The organism is Leeuwenhoekiella marinoflava DSM 3653, from assembly GCF_900129005.1.
Taxonomy (GTDB): Bacteria; Bacteroidota; Bacteroidia; order Flavobacteriales; family Flavobacteriaceae; genus Leeuwenhoekiella; species Leeuwenhoekiella marinoflava.
In genome coordinates this window covers 1-2,463 of the sequence record NZ_FQUN01000041.1, presented here as the reverse complement: position 1 = coordinate 2,463, position 2,463 = coordinate 1, and the positions used below count along the sequence as shown (strand labels likewise).

At 37.6% G+C, this 2,463-nt stretch carries 2 protein-coding genes; both read left to right on the top strand.

Annotated elements, in window-relative coordinates:
• Positions 1 to 157 precede the first annotated feature (157 nt).
• Positions 158 to 1,162: a DUF6588 family protein gene (locus BUB91_RS20590; protein ID WP_073101326.1), complete on the top strand. Its 1,005-nt coding sequence runs from the start codon at positions 158 to 160 to the stop codon at positions 1,160 to 1,162.
• A gap of 256 nt (positions 1,163 to 1,418) precedes the next feature.
• Positions 1,419 to 2,345: a malate dehydrogenase gene (locus tag BUB91_RS20585; RefSeq protein WP_073101324.1), complete on the top strand. Its 927-nt coding sequence runs from the start codon at positions 1,419 to 1,421 to the stop codon at positions 2,343 to 2,345.
• The last annotated feature ends 118 nt before the right edge of the window (positions 2,346 to 2,463 follow it).

The following is a 2,463-nucleotide window of genomic DNA, read 5'->3' as shown; positions in this document are numbered from 1 at the left end:
TTAACAATCCTACCCAATCCAGAAAACCAAAAAAAGTAGCTGTAGCCAGAAACCAAAAAGACCGCCTAAATGTTTTTAGACGGCCTCTTTTTATTGTTGTAGCCTTGTGTCTTTCAGGGAGTTTGTTATTTTTGAATAAACCAAATCAATCAAATAAATGAAAAAAATACTACTGTTTTTAAGTGCGATTACTATCTCAACAACTGCTTTAGCACAGGATGACGATGGTTTTGAGGCGATAATTGTTGCTGGGGCTCAAGATGCTAATACCTTGATGGGAGCTTATATTTCGCCGGCAATGGAAGGTTTGGTCTATAGTATGTCTGGAGGTTGGTATCATACCGCTAAGACACATAAAAAATTGGGCTTTGATATCACAATAGGTGTGAATGCTGCAATTGTACCTTCTGAAAAAGAACTATTTGCTTTTGCTGATTTAGATTTTCAAAATACAATTACAGCTACTTCTGGGACTACGCCAACTGTTGCTGGTGGTGGAACTCCTGCTGATGTAACTGTTGTGACGCAAGATGGAGATACCGGTACTTTTACAATGCCGGAAGGGATTAAAGATGATTTGCCCTTAAATGCTATGCCGGCTCCAACACTTCAGGCAAGTGTAGGGCTAATTTATGATACTGATTTAATGGTTAGAGCAACTCCGAAATTAGGAAGCGACGATGTAAAAGGTAGTTTGTTTGGTGTGGGATTAAAGCATAATTTAATGCAGTATTTTGGTCCTTTAGATAAGCTTCCACTTAATATTGCGGTTATGGGTGCGTTTACTTCAATGAGTATTGATTATGATATTGAAGACGGCTCGTCAATAGATGGCGTAAATCAAGCTGCAGAATTTAAATTAAACTCTTATACATTTCAGGGAGTAGCCTCATTAGACTTTCCTTTTATAACTGTTTACGGTGGTTTAGGATACACAGGAGGTAAATCAGAATTAAATGTTTTAGGTACTTATAATGTAGATTATAATGGAGGTGCTGACAGAACTACATTGATAGATCCTATTGCGCTTTCTTATAGTCCGTCTAGTGTTAGAGCTTCTTTAGGAGCGCGTTTAAACTTAGCGTTTTTCAAAATTTATGCAGACTATACGGTTCAGGAGTATAATAATTTAAGCGCGGGTATTGCCTTTAGCTTTAGATAAAGATTTCTTGTTTAAACTTGCTAAACCACTTTTGATGCTTTTATGCCCAAAAGTGGTTTTTCGGTTTAAAGGATTTAAAGTTTGCAATCTGACAGGATATAATAAACACTCTAGATATTGCAAATCATAACCTAATTTTAAGTCTTTAGAGTCTTAAAAGATTAAATGAAGTCGTAATTTTAGAACCGCAATCGATAACGCAATTATTTTGCGGGTTGCAATAACTTATTTAATAAATCTTATAAAATACATACCCATGAAAGTTACCGTAGTAGGAGCAGGAGCTGTAGGTGCAAGTTGCGCCGAGTATATAGCGATGAAAAATTTTGCCTCAGATGTTATTCTTCTTGATATCAAAGAAGGTTACGCAGAAGGTAAAGCGATGGATTTGATGCAAACCGCTTCTTTAAATGCTTTTGACACGCGTATTACCGGTACAACCGGAGATTATTCTAAAACTGCCGGCAGTGATATCGCTGTTATTACGAGTGGTATTCCACGTAAGCCGGGTATGACTCGTGAAGAACTTATAGGTATCAACGCAGGTATTGTAAAAGATGTTTCTTCAAATTTAATTAAGCATTCTCCAGATGTTACCATTATCGTGGTGAGTAACCCCATGGATACTATGACTTATTTAGTACATAAAACTACCGGACTTCCTAAAAATAGAATTATAGGAATGGGTGGTGCTTTAGATAGCGCACGTTTTAAATATCGTTTAGCTGAAGCTTTAGAGTGTCCGATTTCTGATGTTGACGGAATGGTTATAGGTGGTCACAGTGATACCGGTATGATTCCTCTAACGCGTCTTGCAACCCGCAACAGTGTTCTCGCATCAGAATTTTTAGCTGAAGACCGCTTAGAGCAAGTTAAAGAAGATACTAAAGTGGGTGGAGCTACGCTTACTAAATTGTTAGGTACTTCTGCCTGGTATGCTCCAGGAGCTGCTGTTTCTGGATTAGTTCAGGCAATTGCTTGTGACCAGAAAAAGATGTTCCCTTGTTCAGCTTTGTTGGAAGGTGAATATGACTTAGATGATATCTGTATCGGAGTTCCAGTTATCTTAGGAAAAGGGGGTATTGAGAAAATAGTACCTATGGATCTTACAGATGCTGAAAAAGCAAAACTTCAGGAAAGTGCAGCAGCAGTTAGGAAAACTAACGGATTGTTAGAGCTATAATCTGATTTTATATAGAATAAGAGAGAGGCCGTCTAAAAACATTTAGGCGGTCTTTTTGGTTTCTGGCTACAGCTACTTTTTTTGGTTTTCTGGATTGGGTAGGATTGTTAATCGTTAA